General features: G+C 71.4%; 18 protein-coding genes. 8 read left to right on the top strand and 10 right to left on the bottom strand.

Annotated features, from left to right (window positions below; translation table 11 throughout):
• From sufC to ACWDCZ_RS11035, 4 genes are read left to right on the top strand one after another with little or no spacing between them, the layout of a single operon-like run.
• Positions 1–765, top strand: a complete 765-nt coding sequence (gene sufC, locus ACWDCZ_RS11050; RefSeq protein ID WP_049650587.1) for a Fe-S cluster assembly ATPase SufC — start codon at positions 1–3, stop codon at positions 763–765.
• Complete coding sequence (locus ACWDCZ_RS11045) at positions 762–2,021, top strand: cysteine desulfurase (RefSeq protein ID WP_049650586.1); 1,260 nt, start codon at positions 762–764, stop codon at positions 2,019–2,021. Before sufC ends, ACWDCZ_RS11045 begins: the two co-directional genes overlap by 4 nt.
• Positions 2,022–2,040: 19 nt before the next feature.
• A complete protein-coding gene (sufU, locus tag ACWDCZ_RS11040) occupies positions 2,041–2,493 on the top strand; it encodes a Fe-S cluster assembly sulfur transfer protein SufU (protein ID WP_049650585.1) in 453 nt (150 codons plus the stop codon).
• A gap of 21 nt (positions 2,494–2,514) precedes the next feature.
• A complete protein-coding gene (locus ACWDCZ_RS11035) occupies positions 2,515–2,892 on the top strand; it encodes a metal-sulfur cluster assembly factor (protein ID WP_259316762.1) in 378 nt (125 codons plus the stop codon).
• Positions 2,893–3,150: 258 nt separating this feature from the next.
• Here ACWDCZ_RS11035 and ACWDCZ_RS11030 read toward each other — a convergent pair whose 3' ends face one another.
• From ACWDCZ_RS11030 to ACWDCZ_RS10995, 8 genes are all read right to left on the bottom strand, one after another.
• Complete coding sequence (locus ACWDCZ_RS11030; protein WP_449815788.1) at positions 3,151–4,041, bottom strand: hypothetical protein; 891 nt, start codon at positions 4,039–4,041, stop codon at positions 3,151–3,153.
• Between the two features lie 142 nt (positions 4,042–4,183).
• Positions 4,184–4,615: an NUDIX hydrolase gene (locus ACWDCZ_RS11025; RefSeq protein WP_449815787.1), complete on the bottom strand. Its 432-nt coding sequence runs from the start codon at positions 4,613–4,615 to the stop codon at positions 4,184–4,186.
• Between the two features lie 228 nt (positions 4,616–4,843).
• Positions 4,844–5,791, bottom strand: a complete 948-nt coding sequence (locus tag ACWDCZ_RS11020) for a thiopeptide-type bacteriocin biosynthesis protein (RefSeq protein WP_449815786.1) — start codon at positions 5,789–5,791, stop codon at positions 4,844–4,846.
• Positions 5,792–5,798: 7 nt separating this feature from the next.
• Positions 5,799–6,980, bottom strand: coding sequence for a lanthionine synthetase C family protein (locus ACWDCZ_RS11015; RefSeq protein ID WP_449815785.1), 1,182 nt, complete (start codon positions 6,978–6,980; stop codon positions 5,799–5,801).
• Complete coding sequence (locus ACWDCZ_RS11010; RefSeq protein ID WP_449815784.1) at positions 6,977–10,033, bottom strand: lantibiotic dehydratase; 3,057 nt, start codon at positions 10,031–10,033, stop codon at positions 6,977–6,979. Before ACWDCZ_RS11010 ends, ACWDCZ_RS11015 begins: the two co-directional genes overlap by 4 nt.
• A gap of 87 nt (positions 10,034–10,120) precedes the next feature.
• Positions 10,121–10,267, bottom strand: a complete 147-nt coding sequence (locus tag ACWDCZ_RS11005) for an FxLD family lanthipeptide (protein ID WP_449815783.1) — start codon at positions 10,265–10,267, stop codon at positions 10,121–10,123.
• Between the two features lie 44 nt (positions 10,268–10,311).
• Positions 10,312–11,568 carry a methyltransferase, FxLD system gene (gene fxlM, locus ACWDCZ_RS11000; protein WP_449815782.1) on the bottom strand — a complete coding sequence of 419 codons (1,257 nt, stop codon included), beginning with the start codon at positions 11,566–11,568 and terminating at the stop codon, positions 10,312–10,314.
• Positions 11,569–11,593: 25 nt separating this feature from the next.
• Positions 11,594–12,040, bottom strand: coding sequence for an ATP-binding protein (locus ACWDCZ_RS10995; RefSeq protein ID WP_449815781.1), 447 nt, complete (start codon positions 12,038–12,040; stop codon positions 11,594–11,596).
• Positions 12,041–12,290: 250 nt separating this feature from the next.
• Here ACWDCZ_RS10995 and ACWDCZ_RS10990 point away from each other — a divergent pair, with 250 nt between their 5' ends.
• Positions 12,291–13,631, top strand: a complete 1,341-nt coding sequence (locus ACWDCZ_RS10990; protein WP_449815780.1) for a hypothetical protein — start codon at positions 12,291–12,293, stop codon at positions 13,629–13,631.
• On the opposite strand, the gene ACWDCZ_RS10985 is transcribed toward ACWDCZ_RS10990, so the two are convergent.
• Entirely contained in the window at positions 13,628–14,656 is a 1,029-nt protein-coding gene (locus tag ACWDCZ_RS10985; RefSeq protein WP_449815779.1) for an NAD-dependent epimerase/dehydratase family protein, read from the bottom strand. The two genes, ACWDCZ_RS10990 and ACWDCZ_RS10985, sit on opposite strands and share 4 nt — an antisense overlap.
• A gap of 133 nt (positions 14,657–14,789) precedes the next feature.
• On the opposite strand from ACWDCZ_RS10985, the gene ACWDCZ_RS10980 reads away from it, so the two are divergent.
• Positions 14,790–15,437: a Uma2 family endonuclease gene (locus ACWDCZ_RS10980; RefSeq protein WP_449815778.1), complete on the top strand. Its 648-nt coding sequence runs from the start codon at positions 14,790–14,792 to the stop codon at positions 15,435–15,437.
• Between the two features lie 132 nt (positions 15,438–15,569).
• Positions 15,570–16,046 (top strand): NUDIX domain-containing protein, encoded by a 477-nt coding sequence (locus ACWDCZ_RS10975; RefSeq protein WP_449815777.1) that lies wholly within the window; start codon positions 15,570–15,572, stop codon positions 16,044–16,046.
• A 233-nt stretch (positions 16,047–16,279) separates the two neighbouring features.
• Here ACWDCZ_RS10975 and ACWDCZ_RS10970 read toward each other — a convergent pair whose 3' ends face one another.
• Positions 16,280–17,614 (bottom strand): MFS transporter, encoded by a 1,335-nt coding sequence (locus tag ACWDCZ_RS10970; RefSeq protein ID WP_449815776.1) that lies wholly within the window; start codon positions 17,612–17,614, stop codon positions 16,280–16,282.
• 361 nt (positions 17,615–17,975) lie between these two features.
• On the opposite strand from ACWDCZ_RS10970, the gene ACWDCZ_RS10965 reads away from it, so the two are divergent.
• Positions 17,976–19,589, top strand: coding sequence for a hypothetical protein (locus ACWDCZ_RS10965; RefSeq protein ID WP_449815775.1), 1,614 nt, complete (start codon positions 17,976–17,978; stop codon positions 19,587–19,589).
• The last annotated feature ends 1 nt before the right edge of the window (position 19,590 follow it).

Raw genomic sequence — 19,590 nt, 5'->3', positions numbered from 1 at the left:
ATGGCAACCCTTGAAATCCGCGACCTGCACGTCTCCGTGGACGCCGAGAACGGCCCGCGCGAGATCCTGAAGGGCGTGGACCTGACCGTGAAGCAGGGCGAGACCCACGCCATCATGGGTCCGAACGGCTCGGGCAAGTCCACCCTCGCCTACTCGCTGGCCGGTCACCCCAAGTACACCGTCACCGGCGGCTCGGTGCTGCTCGACGGCGAGGACGTCCTGGAGATGTCCGTCGACGAGCGCGCCAAGGCCGGCGTCTTCCTGGCCATGCAGTACCCCGTCGAGGTCCCGGGCGTCTCGGTCTCCAACTTCCTGCGCACCGCCGCCACCGCCGTCCGCGGCGAGGCCCCCAAGCTGCGGCTGTGGGTGAAGGAGGTCAAGGAGGCGATGGCCGCCCTCCAGATGGACCCGGCCTTCGCCGAGCGCAACGTCAACGAGGGCTTCTCCGGCGGCGAGAAGAAGCGCCACGAGATCCTCCAGCTGGAGCTGCTCAAGCCGAAGATCGCGATCCTCGACGAGACCGACTCCGGCCTGGACGTCGACGCGCTGCGGATCGTCTCCGAGGGCATCAACCGGGTCCGCTCGACCGGCGAGGTCGGCACCCTGCTGGTGACCCACTACACCCGCATCCTGCGGTACATCAAGCCCGACTACGTCCACGTCTTCGCGGGCGGCCGCATCGTCGAGTCCGGCGGCGCCGAGCTGGCCGACAAGCTGGAGAACGAGGGCTACGAGGCGTATGTGAAGGGGGGCGCGTCCGAGTGACGCATCCGTTCGCGGGACTGCTCGACACCGACGCGATCCGAAAGGACTTCCCGGTCCTCCAGCGGGTGCTGCACGACGACAAGCCGCTGGTCTACCTGGACAACGCGGCGACCTCGCAGAAGCCGCGCCAGGTGCTGGAGGCGCTGAACGCCTACTACGAGCGGCACAACGCCAACGTCCACCGCGGCGTGCACGTGCTCGCCGAGGAGGCCACGGCGCTGTACGAGGGCGCCCGGGACAAGGTCGCGGCGTTCGTCAACGCGCCGAGCCGCAACGAGGTGATCTTCACCAAGAACGCCTCGGAGTCGCTCAACCTCGTCGCCAACATGCTGGCCTGGGCCGACGAGCCGTACCGGGTGGACGCCGACTCCGAGATCGTCATCACGGAGATGGAGCACCACTCCAACATCGTCCCGTGGCAGCTGCTCTCGCAGCGCAGCGGTGCGAAGCTCAAGTGGTTCGGGCTGACCGACGAGGGCCGGCTCGACCTGTCGAACATCGACGAGCTGATCACCGAGAAGACCAAGGTGGTCTCCTTCACCCTGGTCTCCAACCTGCTCGGCACCGTCAACCCGGTCGAGACGATCGTCCGCAAGGCCCAGTCGGTCGGCGCGCTGGTCGTCATCGACGCCTCGCAGGCCGCGCCGCACATGGTGCTGGACGTGCAGGCGCTGGAAGCCGACTTCGTCGCCTTCACCGGGCACAAGATGCTGGCCCCGACCGGCATCGGCGTGCTCTGGGGCCGCCAGGAGCTGCTGGAGGACCTCCCGCCGTTCCTCGGCGGCGGCGAGATGATCGAGACCGTCACCATGGGCTCGTCCACCTACGCCCCGGCGCCCCACAAGTTCGAGGCCGGCACCCCGCCGATCGCCCAGGCGGTCGGACTCGGCGCGGCCATCGACTACCTCCAGGGCATCGGCATGGAGAAGATCGCGGCGCACGAGCACGCGATCACCGAGTACGCCGTCGAGCGGCTGCTGGAGGTCCCGGACCTGCGGATCATCGGCCCGCGCACGGCCGTGGACCGCGGCGCCGCGATCTCCTTCACCCTCGGCGACATCCACCCGCACGACGTGGGCCAGGTGCTGGACGAGCAGGGCATCGCCGTGCGCGTCGGCCACCACTGCGCGCGGCCGGTGTGCCTGCGGTACGGAATTCCGGCGACCACGCGGGCGTCGTTCTATCTGTACTCGACGCCGGGCGAGGTCGACGCGCTGATCGACGGCCTGCACCACGTCCGGAACTTCTTCGGCTGAGGGACGGGGCAGGACGACCATGAAGCTCGACTCGATGTACCAGGACATCATCCTGGACCACTACCGCAACCCGAAGGGCAAGGGGCTGCGGGACGGCGACGCCGAGGTGCACCACGTCAACCCGACGTGTGGCGACGAGATCACCCTGCGGGTGAAGCTCGACGGCGCCAAGGTCACCGACGTCTCGTACGAGTCCCAGGGCTGTTCGATCAGCCAGGCCAGCGCCTCGGTGCTGAACGAGCTGGTGGTCGGCAAGACCGTCGGCGAGGCGCAGGCCGTCCAGGAGGCCTTCCTGGAGCTGATGCAGAGCAAGGGCCAGGGCGAGGGCGACGAGGAGGTGCTGGAGGACGCGGTCGCGTTCGCCGGCGTCTCCAAGTACCCGGCCCGGGTCAAGTGCGCCCTGCTCAGCTGGATGGCCTGGAAGGACGCCACCGCCCAGGCGCTCGCCAAGAACCCCGCCGTGAACGACTGACCCGCAGAGGAGGACAAGACCATGAGTGACGAAACCCCCTCCACTGCGGAGGAGCAGACCGGCACCGTCATCGTCGGCACCACCGCCGGCACCGTCTCGGTCGAGGACCTGACCGAGGCCCTGATGGACGTCGTCGACCCCGAACTGGGCATCGACGTCGTCAACCTGGGCCTGATCTACGGCATCCACATCGACGAGTCCGACGTGGCCACCATCGACATGACGCTCACCTCGGCGGCCTGCCCGCTGACCGACGTCATCGAGGACCAGGCCAAGACGGCCACCGACGGCCTGGTGCAGGACCTGCGCATCAACTGGGTCTGGATGCCGCCGTGGGGCCCCGACAAGATCACCGACGACGGCCGCGACCAGCTCCGCGCCCTCGGCTTCAACGTCTGAGGCCTGCCGTACGGTACGCCGCTGCCGCGCGAACCCTTGGGGGTCGTGCGGCAGCGGCGTTTTTGCGCAAACACCCGCGCGCCATCTGCTGTGCTGCACAGGTCCCCCGCCGTTCCCCACCATCCACCCCCCACCCGCCTGCCGGCGGGTGCCCGCCCCCGCCCTGCGCTGTGCGCCGCCGGGCCGGGCAGCGCGCGGCGCAGATGGAGCAGGGCGGCTACCTGCCGGAGTCCCTTCGGGCCGGTGGGACAGCGTGTCTCAGGCGGCGATGTGTGCAGGCCGACTGCCGGTCATCGCGGAGCGCAGAGCGGTTCGGACTCGGGCAGCACCTGCGGCTGCCACGTCCGCTCCCTGGCCGACCGTGAGGGTTCGGGTGGCCAGGCCGGCGCACGGGCGGCAGATGCCCGGTCGGGGCACGGGGTCGTGGCACTTGGCGCACTCGGCGTACCGGGCCGGTGGCCGTGCGGCGGGCCGGGCGGGTGGCAGCTTGTGCTCCAGGCGGTAGCGGAGCACGGCGGCTGCCGAGTGCATCGGGGTGGGCAGGCCCGGAAGCAGGGCGTGGGCCAGGTCGGCGGCGGTGCTGCCGCGGGCCAGCCACTGGGCGACCAGGGGAGCGAGTTCGCGTGCTTCGGTCTCGCCGAGGCGCAGGCGGGGTTCGGGTCGGATCACCCGGAACAGGGTGGCCACCGCTTCGCGGACCTCTTCGGTCTCGGAATCCTCCTCCTGTCCTTTCGACGTGAGGTCATCGGCCGGACTCGCGGGGAGGGTGGGTTCTTGCTGCCGGTCCTTTACAACAGGGCTGCCAGCAGCGCCGGTTGCCGCTCCACCGGGCGCCGGACGGGTGGCATCCGGCGCGAACCATGGTGTGTCGTACACGTGGGTCTCGGTGCGGATCGTGCCGTCCGGCATGCGGATCTTCTCGACCCGGTAGTAGCCGGCCTCGGTCAGCTCCTTCAGGGCCCTGCGGACGGCGCCGCGCCCCTGGGGACTGGTGTCGGCCATGTGTCGACCGTCCTCGCGCCAACCATCGGGGCGGGAGAGGAGGTCCGCGAGCAGGCCGCGGGCCGTGTAGGAGAGCCGTCGGTACTGCAGGACGGCGTTGGGCAGCACGGTGAAGTTGCGCACGGGGGCGCTACGATGGACGCGCATCGGGAGGTTGGACTCCTGTTGCCGGACCCCGGGGTGTTCCAGCACCGCCGGGGTCGCCTGTTTTCGATTGGATTACAGAACGTATCACGGCAATTGACACTGCGTGAGACGTTTGGGGTTGGTGGGTAGCTGCCGGCTGCGGCTACCTGGTGGCCGGGAGGATCCCGCGTTCGACGGCCGCGCGCAGGACGCTGGCGAAGTCCTGGGGCAGGAGGTTGACCGCGTCGAGGGCTTCGGCGGTGAGGGGGATCTCTTCGAGGATGTACTCGCCTCGGCCTTCCTGGCTGAACTCGGGGCCGGTGCGGTCCTCGAAGCTCCACTTGTCGACGGTGGCGAGGTAGAAGTCCTGGCGCTCGTCGTCGGTTTGGATGGTGTGGAGGAGGCCGACGATCTCGGCTTCGCCGGCGATCTCCTCACGGACCTCGCGCAGCAGGGCCTCCTCGGGGCCGGCGTCGGTGGGCTCGATCTTGCCGCCGACGATCACCCAGTACGGGGCGATGCCGGGGCGGATGCGCTTGATCAGCAGCATGGTGTCGTTCGGGGTGAGGAGGACGGCGCGGACGCGGTGCTGCATGGTGGGCTGCTTCCTGTTCGATGGGACGGGCGGTCAGTGGAGGAGCCAGCAGCCGTCGACGTGCAACGACTGGCCGGCGATGAAGGACGCGCTGGGGCCTGCGAGGAAGGCGACGGCGCGGGACGCACTGACGGCGGATCTGGTCCTCGGGTCGGGCGTCAGGGGTGGTGGTCCGACGAATCGATTGTGGATGTTCGGCATCGTCCGCCCCTCGATGAGCTCGTCGTCTCAGCGGGGGAATCCGAGGATGTGGTTGCGTGCGGCACGGGCGAGGGTGGCCTGATGCGGGGTGGGGATCGCGGCGCGGTTCCAGTGGAAGGCGATCATGTGCGCGAGGACGTCGCGCAGTCCACGGGTGAGGCTTCCACACAGCGCGAGGTCGGCCAATTCACGGCCCGCGCGGGCGAAGGCGTGGACGCGATCGGTTTCTGCGTGGATGGCTTGGCCGGGGGCGCTCATGGTGAGGGTGTCGGCGGACAGCAGCACTCGGATCCTATCGGTGACCGGTTGCGGTGGCTCTGCTGGTGCCGGGCGCATGGCGGCGACCCGGGCCCAGATGTCGCCCTGTTCCGTCCACTCCTGGCCGGCGGCACGGAGCATGGTGCTGCACAGGAGGATGGATAGTTCTCGCCGCCCGACGCGCCGGGTGACCGGCCGATGGCCTTCGGCCAGGATGGCACGGCTGTCGGCGTGGAAGAGGGCGTGTGCGGCGTCGATGCCCAACGGACCGCCGAGGGCTTCGGTTTCGGGTTCGTAGATGCCGGGTGACCAGGACGTGATCGTGCCCTGGTGCCGGAGTCGGTCCAACTGCTCGGCCAGGTGGGTACGAAGGGCGGGACGGTCTGTGTGCAGGCGCAGCCGCCAGTGCGGGTGCTTGCGGACGTACCACCAGGAGGTGACAGCGCCTCGGGTCTCGGCGTCGCGCAGCGTGGGGGCGAGATGGGCGGCCATGGTGGCCTCGGCGGTGTGCCAGTCAGTGGGCTGGATGTTGACCTGGACCCAGGCGTCGGAAGGGGTTGAGATGGCGGAGCGTCCGGCGGCGCGGTAGGTCTCGGCGGCGGTGGCCAGGTCGGCGGCGTCGATGCCGAGGCTGGCGGCGGCTCGAGTGGTGTCGGCTCCGGTAAGGACGGCGAGGATCGCCTGTTCCAGATGCGGGTGTTCGCCGTGGCGTGCCATGGGTGGTTCAGCCGAGGAGCAGGCAGGCGTCCCAACCGGTGGCGGGGGCGCCGCCGCGGTCGGCCGCGTGCAGGGCCAAGCGCACTCCGGTGGTTCCGTTGAGGAATCCCGGTTCGCGGGCGGAGAGCCGGGCGTGGAGGAGGGCGCGCAGGGCGGGCAGGTGGGCGGTGAACTGGTCCGGACTGGTGGCGTCGTGGGCGACGCGGTGGACGCTGTGCAGGAGGCCGGCGGCTCCGTGACACAGGCCGGCATCGGTGACCTGGTCGAGTTGGGCGGGGTCGGCGATGCAACGCAGTAGGGCGTGTTCGGCGGAGCGTTTGCGATGGGGGTCGCCGAGGGCGATGGCGGCGAGTTGCTGGGCGCGGGCCTGGCCGGGAATGCCGTAGCACCAGCTGGGCCGGGGCGGGCCTTCTTGGAGGACCGCGCCGAGGCGGTGTTCGTCGGCGGTGACCCATTGCGGCCACCAGGGCCCTCCGGAGCGGCCGGGCTGGCGGAGGGCGTCGAGCCAGCTGAGGATGCGCAGCATGGCGTCGGTGTGTCCTTCGACGGTGGCACCTGCGCGCTTGGCGAGGGCGAGGAGGGCGAGGGGGCCGGTGATGCCGTGGGCGAGGCCGAGGTTGCCGTGGCCGTCGGGGAAAGCGGCGGAGGTTCGTCCGGCGGGGTCATAGCGCACCCACCAGCCGGGTAGGTCGGTGCCGGGCAGCGGCTGGGTCAGGCGGACGAGGTAGGTGAGGACATCGTGCAGGGAGTCGCCGCGCGGGTCGCGTTTGAGCAGATGGGCGCCGAGGCCGGTGAGCCCGTACAGCAGGTCGTACTCGGCGGCGCGGGCGAACTCGCCGGAGTCGATGCGGGCGTGGGCCCGGTCGAGACGGCAGCGGACGAGCTTGTGGATGGCCCGGTCCAGGGTGAGCAGTGTCTTCGCGTAGCGCTCGCTGCCTGCGGCGGCGGTGTGGAGGGTGAAGGCCAGGGCCGGTGCGCCGATGAACAGGGCGGCGTCGCCGGAGCCGATGAGGGCCTGGCCGGTCACGCCGGTCAGCCAGTTCTGGACGGTGCGCCAGGAGGTGTACCCGAGTGCGGCGCGTTCGGCATGGAGCAGGGTGATACCGACGGCGCCGGCGGCCAGGGACTGGGCGGCGCCCGCGTCGGCGGGGCCGCACGGCGCGGCCCTGCGGGTGGTGGCGGGGTTCATCGGGGGCGGCATCCTTGGTGTCGGTGGACGAGGGTGAGCGCGGTGGCGCGGGCGAGGCGGAGGCAGTCGCGCTCGCTGTCCTGGTCGATCCCGGCGGCACGGATGTGGTGCATGTGCAGGAACGAGGCCAGGATGGAATCCGGGTCGGGCCCGGCGTGGGCGTGCAGGGCGGCACGGTAGGCGCGCACGGCTGTGCGGCGTATCGCCCAGGCACGGGCGATCTCGGTTCCGGTCTCGGCGCGCAGCCCTGCCCAGGCGTTGGCCGGTTCGGCGAGGCGAAGCGTCTGCGCGAGTACGGCTCGATCGAGGCCCGGCGCGCCGTCGGCGCGGGTGATGCGTTCGACCAGCCAGGCAGCGCCGGTCCTGGTGTCGCCGGTGAAGGCGGCGGCGAGGTCGATGAAGCCGGCGGCGATGAGGGCCTGCCGGGGCAGGCGGCCCGGGCCGGTGTGGCGTTGCTGGGCGAGGGCGACCGTGGAATCGGCGACGAAGACGGATTCGGCCAGTTCGAGGAGGCGGCCGGTCCCGTAGCGTCCGGTCTCGGGCTGGTAGGTGTCCCACTGGAGGCGGCCGGGGGCCAGGCCGGCGGCGTGCAGTCCGCTGGTCCAGGCGGCGAGCTTCCGGGTGAGGTCTTCGAACGGGCCGCGCAGGCGGAAGCGTAGGCGCAGGTGCGGGTCCGGGTCGCGGTAGGGGACGAACCAGCAGTCCGGGTCTGCGAGGGTGGCGAGCAGTTCGGGGAGGCGGGCCAGGATCGCGCTGTGCCGGGCCGACTGCGCGTAGACCTTGGCGAACGCCCAACGCGTCTGCGGATCGGCCGGGTGCTCGCCGGGAGACTCGGCGACGGCCGCCAGGTTCACTGCCGGTGGCCGGTGTGCTTCCCGGACACAGACGAGTGGCAGGACGATCTCCGTTGCCCGGCCGTCTGCCCACCCGAGGTCCGTCGGCTCGGGGGCCTGCCGTAGGACGGCCTTGCCGCTGCGGTTGAGGTGGGCGCGAAGCAACTGCCGGTGTGGGCGCTGGTCGAGGTCGATCCGTAGGCGCTGGTCACCGTCACCGAGGTCGACGTGCGCGGGGATCCGCAGGCGGTGCCGTACGCCGTCGAAGGCCCGCTCCCACTCCAGCGGGCCGTGTCCCTGGGCGGGGAGATCGGCGGCGTTGAGCCGCCACCGGGCGGTGGCCAGGATGATGCGTCCGTGCCGGACGGCCGGCAGCACCGGTAGGGCCTCGGCCATCGCACCCCAGGAGAACGGTGCGAGGACGGCGGCGCGAGCGCGGGGCAGCTCGGAGAGGAACCGGGCAAGCGGATGGGTGAAGTTCACCGCCTCGACGGCGTTGAACACCGTCGGCTCGATCACGTGCCCGCTGGTCCTGGAGACCAGGTGCATTCGCCGGGCGTCGGAGGTCACCAGCAGGTCCCGCAGAGGCAAGGCCTCGGGTGCGTGCTCGGCGACGGCGATCACGTCGTCCAGGACCCGGGGTGCGCGGGCGACATTGTCGGTGCCGACCCACAACGGAGGGCAGGAGACCTGGGCGCGGCGGGCGCCGGCGGTCACGGTGGGGGCGCCGCGCAGCTGGGCCGAGAGACAGTGCAGGTCGGCATGGGGAAGGTGCAGGAACCGGCCGATGGTGGTGCCCGCGCCCTGCGACAGGCCGGTGACCACGAGCCGGAAGTCGCGGTTGTCAAGGTGCTGTCGGCTGGTGGCGTGTATCTGGACGCACATGTCCAGGTGGGGCGGCAGGTGGTCGGCCTGTTCCGCGCCGAGACCGGGCGCCAGCACGGCGAGGTCGACGGAGTCCGTCGCGTCGAGGGCGGCGAGGTGCGCGGCCTGGAGCAGGTGCCTGTCGCGGGTCGTGACCGGGGCGGTTGGCGGCTCCTGGGTGCTGGTGCGATACCCGGCAGGGAAGCCCAGTCCGGTATCGGGGTTCACCAGGTCCAACACCGGTACGAGCGCGCCGATGCCGTACCGCTCCAGGAACCGGAGCTGGTAGTCGCGCCAGGCCGGGGAGCCGCTCGGGTGGGGGCTGGCCCGGACGAGCAGCACGGCAGCGGTCTCTGCTGCGCGGGCCACCGTGTGCGGGATGGCCAGGTCGACATCGAGCTGGAGGTCGACGGCGAGAGTGGGACGCCCGGCTCCGTCGGTCGACTCCCGCAGGCGGGCGCGCTCCTCCCGCTGCGCGCGGCTCGGAGCCACGTTGTGTTCGACGATCCTGCGGCCGAGGTCGCAGAGCAACTGGGCAAGGCCTGCAACCGTGGGAATCGACTCGGCTTCGGCTTCCGTGAGCCGCTCCCAGACGTGGTTGAGCGGGTCACGCGCGTCCATCGGGGGCCGCAGGGCGGTGATGAGGACGCCGTGGTGGACGAGCTGTGTCAGCATGCGGTGGGCCTGTTCGGGAGCGGCGCCCGGGTGGGCGTCGAGCACGAGCTCGGCCAGGCGGTCGAGGCGGATCGGCTGCCTGGCCGCATCGATCGCGGTACGGACGGGTCCAGTGCGTCGCACGGCGACTTCGGCGGGTGCTGCGGCGGGCTGGCGCTGGCCGACTCGGCGAAGCGGTACCACCACGTGGTCGCCACGCACCGTGCAGGTCTGATCGACTGTTACGGGCAGGCGCCGCAGCAGCTCCGGGTCGCGCTCGAGTCGGTCCACCACATCGGTGAGCCACCGGGCGTCCGGCCGGGCGATCGCGCGGTGGTCCGTGCTCCAGACGCCCTCCAGCGTGCGGCCGATCCGGACCGGGGCGACGCCGGCGAACATGCCGAAGGGAGTGGCGCGGTGGCGTTGGCGCAGCAGGTAACGGGCGAGCGTTCCAGCGGCCTTGCGAACGACACGAGGGGCGCGTACCCGGCCGTCGATGATGTCCTCGACGCGCGCGGCGTAGGCGGGATTGGCCAGCTGGACGGCCTCGGCGAGTTGCGGGTCCGCCCAGGTGTCGGACATCCAGGACCGCCATGCCTCCGTCGCATTCGGGCCGGCGTCGAGGTCCGGCCACGGGCGGACTTCGGGCGTGCCGGTGTGCGCGGCGGCGCGTAACAGCGCCATGTCCAGAGCCCGGTACATACGCGCCTTCCTCTCGGGGCCGGTGGGGTTGTGCCCGCCTTGGTGCCGGGGCCGTTGTGGGCCCCGGCACCAAGGTGCGGGTGTGGGTCAGGCGATGCAGCCGCTGTTGGAGCAGGCGGACTGGCAGGTCTCGCCGCAGCCGTCATCGGTGCTACTCATCAGCTCGCCGATCACAGGGCCCTGCTCGATGATCGTGACGTCCAGCTCGAAGCCGTTGTCCTGGTCCTGAGCCATGGCTCGTACCTCCTGGAGGAGTTGGGGATGGGTGAGGTGGTGCTTCACCTGGCATCGGGGCCGGTCACGGCTTTTCCGGGCCAGGAGATGGTGATGCGGGTGTGGGTCTTGTCAACCACACGGCCCGCAGGCAGCCGGTCGTCCGGAGTTCCGGCCGGGTGGACCTCGAACTGGGCGCCGGGGCCGTCCCGGTGCTCCTGGTCCCAGACACGGATCTCGTGGACGAGGCGAGCAGCGGCGGCACCGGCGGCCGGGCCGTGCCCGTACGCGCCGAGTTCGAAACGGGTGCGGGTCCCGTCGGCGGGGCGGACGGTGCGGTAGGCGAGAGTGCCGCCCGCCACGACCGTGGCCACGCCCAGGGGCGAGGCGGACGCGACGATCCCCTTGGCCCGGGCGGCCGGTGTCGCGGTCAGCCGTGTGTGGCCGTCCAGCGCGGTGGCCAGCCACAGGTCCAGGTCGTCGATCGGCTCCTCGCCCCCGACCGTCACGCCCGACCACACCTCCTGGTGGGGCGTGGCCAGCGCCGCGCGCAGAGCTGCGACATCCACCTGGTCGCCGTCGTCCAAGCGCAGCCCGACCTCCTCGCCGGGCTCGTCGTGCAACAGCACCAGGTGTTCGCGGCTCTCCGCCGCACCTTGCATCGGCACGAACCCGCACAGCTCGTACCCGGTGCTCACCAGGTGGTCGCCGGCACGGACGAGGGCCACCGAGCGCGTCAGGCCGCGAACGCGCAGCGGCACGACGATCCGCCCATCGGGGAGTAGCTGTTGAACCCAGGCCGATGGGATGTCCGGGGCTCCGACAGTGACCATGATCAGGTCGAACGGGGCGTGTTCCGGGAGACCGAACGCGCCGTCCGCGGTGACGACCCGCACGTGTTCGTAGCCCGCGTCGTCGAGCAGCCGACGGGCCCGGCTGGTGACTTCCGGGTCGATGTCCATGGTGGTGACCGCGCCGTCGGAGGCGACGAGTTCGGCCAGATAGGCGGCGAACATGCCGCCGGAGCCGATCTCCAGGACGTTCTCTCCGGGCCGGGGGTCGGCCTGCTCCAGCATGAACGCCTGGATGCGTGCGGCGGAGACGGAGCTGATCGCGAGGCCGTCCTTGTCGCGCTTGGTCACCACGGCGCGCTCCGGATCGTATGCGTCGGCGATCTGTGCCCCGGGGACGAAGAGCTCGCGCGGGACGCGGCCCATGGTCTTGGCGATGCGTGCGGTACGGATCGTCCCGTCCTCGCGCAGCGCCGCCACCATGGCGGCGCGCAGGGTCTCCGGCGTTTCCCGGGCGGGTTCGGTGGTCACGATGTCTCCTTGGTGTTGGTGCGCGTTACAGGCAGCGGGGGCGGCCCAGGGCGTCGGCGACTCGAACGCTCGCCCAGACCTTCTTGGTGGTGGCCGCCAACTCCTCTCCCATGGCGTGCGCCAGGCTCCGGACGAGGAGCAGCCCGCGGCCATGCTCGTCGTTGCCGCCGGCCTGAACCGCCAACAGAGGCAGGTCGGGGCGGGAGTCCAGGACCTCGATGCGGCAGTAGCCGTCGGTCTCGTCAAGCAGCACCCGGACGACGTCGCCCGGCTTGCTGGCGTGCCGGATCGCGTTCGTCGTCAACTCGGCGAAGACGAGCAGGACATCGAGAGCCGGCTCGTCGTCCACGTCCCAGCCCCACTCCACGAGTTTGGCCTGCACGACGCGACGTGCCGTGGGAATCGCGGTCACGTCTGCCGGGAAAGCGGCCTTCCAACGCCGGAGAGGCCACGCTTGCTCGACGGCCACCATGTGCATCGCTCCGATCGGCAGGAGCGCTCGAACGCCCCGTTCCTGGTTGCCTGCGGGGATCAACCTTGGCCTGGCGGCGAGGACAGAACTACTGGCAAACCTTGGACACTTGCTCCCCTTCGGGGTGACCGGTGGGGACAATCGCGGACAGTTCGGAGACACTTCCGCGTGACCCGCACGATCTCTCTGCCGGCGGTGGTAGGCAGGGAGCGGACGCAGTTCACACCGGGCTGCGGCGAAGGGATCCGCGATGAACCTGTTCGATGCCTTGGTCGCCGAGTCCGGCATGGACTTCCGCGGTTTCCTGGCCGAGTACAGGCGGGCCGCCGCGCTGCTCCACGAGAGGACCGGCGATCTCGCCTACAGGAACGTCGACCTGACGGACAAGAGCTTCACACGGTGGCGCTCCGGTCAGGTCACGCGACCCCACCACCCGGCGCCCGCGATCCTCAAGCAGATCTTCGGTAGGCCGGTGGACGAGCTCCTGGCTCCTCGGAGTGACGAGCAGGTCCGATCGCTGCTCGCAGTGGTGGACCCTGTGCTCGATGAAAGAGAGATGGCCGTGACTGCACGAGATGCCCGCGCCCACGCCGCCGATGCGGCTGCTCGACTCCTGCCGGACCTCAGCCTCGACCAGCTCGAAGACGACCTGGTACGCCTGGCCCGGGACACTGGTGCCAAACCGCCGCATCTGATCTTCATGTCAGCGAAGGAACTGCTTGGGGTCGCGACGGTTCAGCTGGATCGTACCCAGGTGTTGTCGCAGCGGGGACGTCTCTACCGCGTGGCCGGCCTGGCCTCGGCACTTCTGGCCGCTTGTGCCTTCGACCTCGGCGCCATGCCCTACGCGTTCGAACTGACGCGGGCAGCAGCCCTGTACGGCCAGGTTGCCGAGCACCAGCCCCTGCGGGCGTACGCCCACGGCTACCTGGCTGTCCTGTACTACTGGAGCGGTAACCCCGCCCAAGCCGTCCGCAAGATCGAGGAGGCTCGGTCGTTCTCCGGCATCGGTGCCACGGGCAGGGCACGACTGGCTGCGATCGCGGCCCGCGCGTACGCGCATCGAGGCCGGGCCGACGAAGCTCACCGGGCGATACTGGAGAGTGTGGCCGAGCGCGGGCGTGCCGAGGATGACCTGCACGACGGCGTGGGTGGCGAGTTCGACTTCGACCTGGAGCGGGTCGAGATGAGTAACAGCGCCAGCTTGTTGCTCCTGCGGGACGGCCATGGCGCCGAGGCCTCTGCCCGGCGGTCGCTGGAACTGATCGCTGCCCGCTCCGCGAACTCCAATCGTCTTGTCATCGCTCCCCAGGCCCGGGCCGATCTGGCTTCTGCCCTCCTGATGCGCCATGATCTGGACGGCGCTGCTGACGCGCTCTCCCCGGTGCTCTCCCTCCCCCGGGAGTGGCGTGGCGCGGGCCTTACGGGCAGGGTCAACGCGGTCCGGACCGAGTTGGCATTGCCGGCCTTCCGCAGCGCCCAGCTCGCGCGGGATCTTGCGGACCGGATTGACGACTTCACCCTGGTGGCTCCGCCCCAGGTTCTCGGGCCCGGTACGACGCGGATCGCTCTCGGTGGAGGCAATGACTAGCGCACGCTGTCCAGGATGGCCTGCTCCTTGGCCGGGTCGATACCGTGCTTGGCCCAACGCCTGTGCGGGACCGGCGTGTTGCCTTGGCTCAGCCAGTGCCACGTGTCGGCCACGGTCTCTGCGAGCGGCCGGCTGTGGAAGCCGGCCGCGACCGCCGAGGACGAGTCGATGACGGACACACCAGGGTGGTTCCACCACAGCGGAAGCTCGGTCCACTGCCGCAGACCGTGGCGGAGCAAGATCTCGTCCTCCACCCAGAACAGTTCCCCGGTGCTGCCGGTCACGTCCACGCACGCCTGGAGGAAGCCGCCCATCGTCTCCCGGCCGATCGGGGTAGCGAGGTTGTGGACCTGGTGACCGACGTGCAGGACCTGGTCGAGTGCGAAAGTGGCGACATCCCGAACATCGACCGCTTGGACCCGTCTCGTGGGGTCCCCAGGCGCGAGGATCGCTCCGCCCCGCTCGGCTCGGCCCAGCCACCACGGCAGTCGGCCGACGTACTCCCCGGGGCCGAGGATCACGACTGGCCTGAGAAGGCTCGTTCGGGCGAGACCGAATGCCTCGGTCACCGCATACTCGGTACCGGCCTTCCGCCGCCCGTAGTCGGGGTTGATGCCCGAGGCGCTGTCCGATGACTGAGTAGTGCCTGGCCCTGCACCGGCCGGGGCCTCCAGTACCGGTGAGTCCACGCTCAGAGGCTCATGGGGCCATCCCTCGTACACCGAAACGGTGGAGACGTAGACGTACCGGCCGACGACCGGTTCCAGGGCCCGGGTGCCCGCCAGGACAACACGGGGCGACAGCTCCGAGGCCGAGGTGTCGATCACGGCGTCCCACGGACCGTGATCGGCCAGACGCGCCAGGTCCTCGGGGCGCTCCCGGTCGCCGTGCACGGCGACCGCTCCGGGCACCGGGGTACCGGACAGTCCGCGCGTGAACGTGGTCACCGCCCAGCCCCGTTCCAGCGCGCCGCTCACGACCGCGCGACCCAGGAACCAGCCGCCGCCCAGCACGAGAATCCTCATGTGCTGATCCTGCCAGCAGCGCACCCTTCGTCCGGAGATGAGTCGTCAATCTCCCACTGCTCAAACCTCTCCTTCGGCGGAAAGAACTGTGTGCCGCTGGTACGGCTGCTCGCGGCCGGTGAAGGTGGGGCTCATGTCGTCTGTTGTTGCGCTCGGGCAGTGGGTCTTGCCCGAATCGCCATACGCGCTTTGGGCTCGGGGCGAGCTCGATGAGCAGCTGGGGCTACCCGAAGTGCTGCGGGTTGAGGTGATCGGCGGGGAGTTCGCTGTGACTCCGTATCCGCCGGTGAATCATGCCTTGATGCTGCGGGACATCCACGAGTGGCTGTTCCGTGCCGAGTCCAGAGATGGGGGCTTCCCGTGGCGGGTAGTGCAGCACGTCGGCGTCGATCTTGCGGAGATCGGTGACGGGTACAGCCCTGACCTCATTGTGGTGACCGCTGAGGTGGACCTGTTGGCGAGGGCGGAGGACCGGTACCTCAGCCCGAACGAGATCAGCTTGGTGGCCGAGGTCACCGCGTATCCCAGCGCGCACAACGACCGGCGCCCTGTATCGGGCAATCCCACCAAGTGGAGCGGGTACGCGCGCACCGGAGTGCCGTACTACCTGCTGGTGGACCGCGACCCGCGGCAGTCCGGTGTCACCCTGTTCGGGGAGCCGAACCGGGGCGAGGGGATGTACGAGGTGCTGGGCGAGTGGAAGTTCGGTGAGACCGTCCGGCTGCCGGAGCCGTTCGACGTCGAGATCGCAACCGACGCCTGGAAGCCCTGGAGCGTCTGAGGCCTGCCGCGCGGCCCGGGACTTCTTCGGAAGTCCCGGGCAGTGGCATCTTCGTGCCTCAGCACGCGAGGGGTTCGCCCGCCGCCGGGTGAACCCCTCGCGCCGTCTGGCCGGGCGGCTACAGTCGCGGCCATGAGCGACTCCCCGTCTCCCGAGGTCGTGGCCCAGCCCCGCACCGCCGCCGGCGTGCTCTTCTTCGACGAGGAGGACGACCGTGTCCTCCTCGTGAAGCCGACCTACAAGCCCGGCTGGGAGATTCCCGGCGGCTACCTGCACGCCGGCGAGACACCGAGCGAGGGCGCGGCCCGGGAGGTCAAGGAGGAGCTCGGTATCACCCCGCCGATCGGGCGCCTGCTCGTCGCCGACTGGGCTCCCCACCCCACCGAGGGTGACAAGCTCCTCTTCGTCTTCGACGGTGGCGTCCTCTCCACCGACGAGCTCGACAGCATCACCATCGACCAGGTGGAGATCGGCGAGTACGCCTTCCATACCATCGGCCAGCTCGACGAAGTCCTCATCCCACGCCTTGCCCGCCGGGTCCACGCCGCCTGTGCGGCCAGGATGCAGTCCGAGACCGTCTACCTGGAGCACGGAGCGACCCGCCCGTAAGGCAACGCCACGGCGCTTCGATGTGACAGGCGGGACGGCGTGCGGTGAGGGCGGGGGCGGGCACCCGCCGGCAGGCGGGTGGGGGGTGGATGGTGGGGAACGGTGGTGAACCAACTCAACAAGGGGATGATGCGCGGGTGTTCACCCGGCGGCGGGCGAAGTGGGGGTGGGAAGACGCCGCTGCCCGGGACTTCTTCGGAAGTCCCGGGCAGCGGCGTTCTGTGTGCGGGCCGTCAGGCGGTGGGCTTGGGTTTGCGGGCGACGGCGATGGCGAGGGCGGTGCAGGCGAGGGCGGCGAGGGCGGCGAAGCCGCTGACGGAGGGGAGGAGGCCGTAGGTCTGGACGAGGGCGCCGAGGGCGATGATGGGGGCGGAGCTGCCGAGGTAGACGATGACCCAGAGGGCGCTCAGTTCGGAGCCGCGGCGTTCCGGGTTCATCGCGGTGACGGCGCTGGTGAACAGGGAACGGAAGGCGACGCCCTGGGAGACGCCGCCGAGGACGCTGCCGATGAAGAGCAGTGCCGGGGTGCCGGTGTACTGGGCGGCGACGACCAGGCCGAGGCCGGTGGCCAGGCCGGTCATGCCGAGGGCGGTCACCACGCGGTCGGAGGTCGGCGGGACGAGCAGCTGGGTGGCGGCGGAGGAGCCGAGCAGGAGGGCGGCCACGATCGCGCCGACCAGCTTGGAGTCGGTGTGCAGCAGCTTGGCGGCGAAGGCCGGGGCCAGGCTGAGGTAGACGCCGAAGACCGCGTAGGAGATGAAGCCGGCGGTGGCGGCGAGCAGGAACTCGTGGCGCCCGGTGCGCGGCAGCCGCAGGCGCTGGGGGCGCAGGTGGGCCGGGGTGGTGATGCGGGGCGGGGAGGCCGGCGGGCGGCTGCGGCCGGGCATCCGGGGGTGGAGGAGGGCCAGCGGCACGCAGAGCGCGAGCAGGGCGATGGCGTGCAGCAGGAAGGGGGTCAGCAGCGGGTCGGAGCCGCCGGCCAGCAGGGCGCCGACCACCGGGCCGAGGGCGACGCCGCCTGCGGAGCAGGCCAGGGTGATCTTGGCGGCCAGGGTCGGGTGGTCGGGCAGCAGGTCGCCGAGGGCGGCTCCGGCGGCGCCGGTGGACAGGCCGACGGCGATGCCCTGGACGGCCCGGCCGGCGGCGAGCTGCCAGAAGCTGTCGGAGGTGGCGAACACGACGTCGCCGACGGCGGACAGCGCGACGGCGGGCAGGATCAGGGCGCGGCGGCCGAGGTGGTCGGACCAGTGGCCGACCACGGCCAGTACCGGGACCAGCGCCAGCACGTAGATCGCGAACAGGACGGTGGTGTCGAGCGCGGTGAGGTGCAGCCGCTGCTGGAGGAGCGAGTAGATCGGCGTGGCCAGGTTGGCGCCGATCAGCATCAGCAGCAGGGCGGCGGCCACCAGGCCGACGCGGACGCCGCGCAGCGCGTTCCAGCGGCTGATCGCGGCGAGCCGGAGCTGGGCGCGCGGCGCGAGCTCCGGGGGAAGCAGGGCCTCCGACAGTCGGCGTCCGTCGAGCTGCGCGGTGCGCAGGCCGGAGCCGGCGGGGGAGAGGTCCGCCATGGCAGGGGTCTCCTGTGGCCGGGCACCACCGGGGTCGGCGGGGTGTGCCGGCGCGCCCGTCCGGAGGCGCTGTGGTGGTGGCCGAGGGTACGGGCTCCCTGGTGGGGCGAGGTGAGCTGAAGAGGGCCCCTCCGGCCCGGGGTCGGGCGGAGGGCGGTTGGGCTTCGTTGCCCCGGTGGCACGCGCGGGGTGTGCGCGGTACCAGACCGAAGGATAAGGGGTGGGCGTACGCCCATGGCGCGCGCCCCTGGGTGCGCCCCGTACGGCCGGGCGTCGGGGGTGCCCGGCCTATACGCTGAGGTGATGGATCGGTACGCGGCGCTGTTGGGCTGACCGCTGGGCTGAGGGAGAGCGCACAACGATGGCCGGACGACGTCGCAAGAACACCGGGGCTTCGACGGGTGAGGGCGCGGCCGAGGCGGTGCTGCCCGCCGACCTGGAGCTCCAGGACCTCTACGGGGCGTTCGCCGCGCACGGGCTGGACGACGAGGACCTGGACGACGCGGCCGTCCTGGTCCCGCCGGTGAAGCTGCCCGCCGAGCGCGAGCTGGCCGAGCAGGCGAAGGCCGTACCGATGTTCGGGTACGCGCTGGCGCTGGCCCGCTGGTCCGCCCCGCACCGGGAGGTGGACGAGTTCGGCGACCTGGTCGAGGCGGACCGGGCGCCCGCGGCCCGGCTGCTGGGCCTGGCCCCGGCCGAGGGCGAGGTGCCCGAGGAGGCCGAGATCGAGGCGCTGCGGGCCTGGTCGCTGGCCTGCGACCTGGACCTGGTGGAGCTCGGTACGACCGCGGAGGGCGAGCACGTCGCCGTCCCCGGCCCGGACCTGGAGCCCGCCGAGCAGGGCGACCCGGAGACCGTCCTGGAGCTGTGGCTGACCGCCGCCGGGATCGTCCGGGAGCTGGCCGTCGAGGCGGACTCCGTCCCGGAGGAGGGCGCCGGGGAGGCCGGGGCCGAGGGCGAGGAGGACGAGGACGCGCTCTCCGAGGTCGAGGAGGCCCGTGACGAGGCCGCCGAGCTGCTGGACGAGGCCCTGCAGGTGCTCTACGAGACCACCGCCTTCGCCGAGCCCGGCAACGAGACCGTGCCGCTGGGCGTGCTGGCCGCGCTGCTGGTCGTCCCGGAGGGCGAGGAGCCCAGCGAGGAACTGCTCGGCGACATCACGGACGTGATGGTCGCGCTGGACCCGATGCTGGGCGACCTCGCCGAGCTCGGCCTGCTGGACTACCGCCCGATCGACCCCGAGCTGTTCGACGAGGAGGACGGCGAGGAGCCCGCCGTGGTCGGCGAGGAGCCGCTGGACGAGGAGGAGTCGGCCCGCTTCGGGCTGGTCCGGCTCACCCCGCTCGGCCAGTACGGCATCCGGCAGTGGCTGCTGGAGGACGGCTACGACGCGCCGCTGGTCGGCGACCTGGCCAAGGGGGACGCGGCCGAGCTGCTGCGCGGGGTGTGCGAGTCGGCCAACGTGCTGCCGGAGGAGGAGCTGCGGGCGTGGACCGCCGACCGGGAGCCGGTGGCGGCGGCGCGCGAGCTGCTCGCGGCGGCGCGCGGCTCCGACGGCTACGGCCCGCTGCGCCGGATGCTCGGCGTCTCGGCGCTCAACCTGCTCGGGCCGGGCGCGGAGCCGGCCGCCCGGGAGGTCATGGACGACCCGGAGCTGGGCGGTGCGGTGCGGGCCTGGCTGACCGCGCAGGGGGCGACGGACGTCCCGGTGCCGGACCGGGCGATGGCGCTGTGGACGGTGGTCGACACCTTCGCCGCCCAGCTGCTGGACAACGGCGGGGACGCCGAGCTGCTGGGCGAGCTGGTCGCCGACCTGCCGGTGAACGGCGATCCGGCGGGGTGGTTCGGCGAGCTGTGGCGGGTCGACCACCCGTACACGGCGGACGTCCTGGAGGCGATCGGGGAGCTGCACCCGGACCGGGCGCTGGCCAAGGAGGCGCGCAAGGCGGCGTTCAAGGCGCGCTCCAGGAGCTGAG

The organism is Kitasatospora sp. NPDC001225 (assembly GCF_053597855.1).
The sequence above is the reverse complement of the archived record's forward strand: the minus strand, read 5'-3'. Positions and strand labels throughout refer to the sequence as shown.